The 794-nt window shown below is 52.1% G+C and carries 1 protein-coding gene; it reads right to left on the bottom strand.

Features of this window, described 5'->3' with window-relative positions; all coding sequences use genetic code 11:
• Nucleotides 1-794: hypothetical protein (locus J7438_RS26285; RefSeq protein WP_209278978.1), on the bottom strand; the 794-nt coding region annotated here is incomplete at both ends.

Here is a 794-nt window from a genome sequence, read left to right as displayed (position 1 = left end):
GCCCCAGCCCGTTGTCCACCAGTTTCGCCACGGCCCACAGCAGATTGGCGATATGCTGAGGAATAAAGTGGCCTTTCTCTTCTTTTGATTCGGCTTTGGTTTTCACATGGGGCAACAGCGCGGCCACAGCCTCTTTCAGCTTCGGTGTCTTCTCCAACTCCAGCCCGTTGTCCACCAGTTTCGCCGCAGCCCACAGCAGGTTGGCGATATGCTGAGGAATAAAGTGGTCTTTCTCTTCTTTTGATTCAGCTTTGGTTGTCACATGAGGCAGCAGGGTGGTGACAGTCTCTTTGAGTTTCGGTGTCTTCTCCAGCTCCAACCCGTTATCCACCAGTTTCGCCACGGCCCACAGCAGGTTGGCGGTAGCTTGAGCGTTCAAGAAGCCTTTCTCTTCTTTTGATTCGGCTTTGGTTTTCACATGAGGCAACAGCGCGGCCACGGCCTCTTTGAGCTTCGGCGTCTTCTCCAGCTTCAGACCATTGTCCACCAGTTTCGCCATGGCCCACAGTAGATTGGTGACTTCTTGTGACTTGAAGTGGTCTTTCTCTTCTTTTGATTCTGCTTTGGTTGCCACATGGGGCAACAGCGCATTAACGGCCTCCCGGAGCTGCGGTGTCTTGTCCAGCGACAGCCCGCTGTCCACCAGTTTCGCTACGGCCCACAGCAAGTTGGCGATACCTTGTACATCAATATCACTGGCTTCAGTTTTTTGGTTGCACTTAAGGATTAATGCATCAAGTAAAGTTGACAGTAAAGCGGCTTGAGCTTCCCTATACCCCGCATTCATGTATCTA

Origin of the sequence: Thalassotalea sp. G20_0 (genome assembly GCF_017744175.1) — a bacterium.
In the GTDB taxonomy this organism is placed as follows: domain Bacteria; phylum Pseudomonadota; class Gammaproteobacteria; order Pseudomonadales; family Endozoicomonadaceae; genus Endozoicomonas.
The sequence above is the reverse complement of the archived record's forward strand: the minus strand, read 5'-3'. Positions and strand labels throughout refer to the sequence as shown.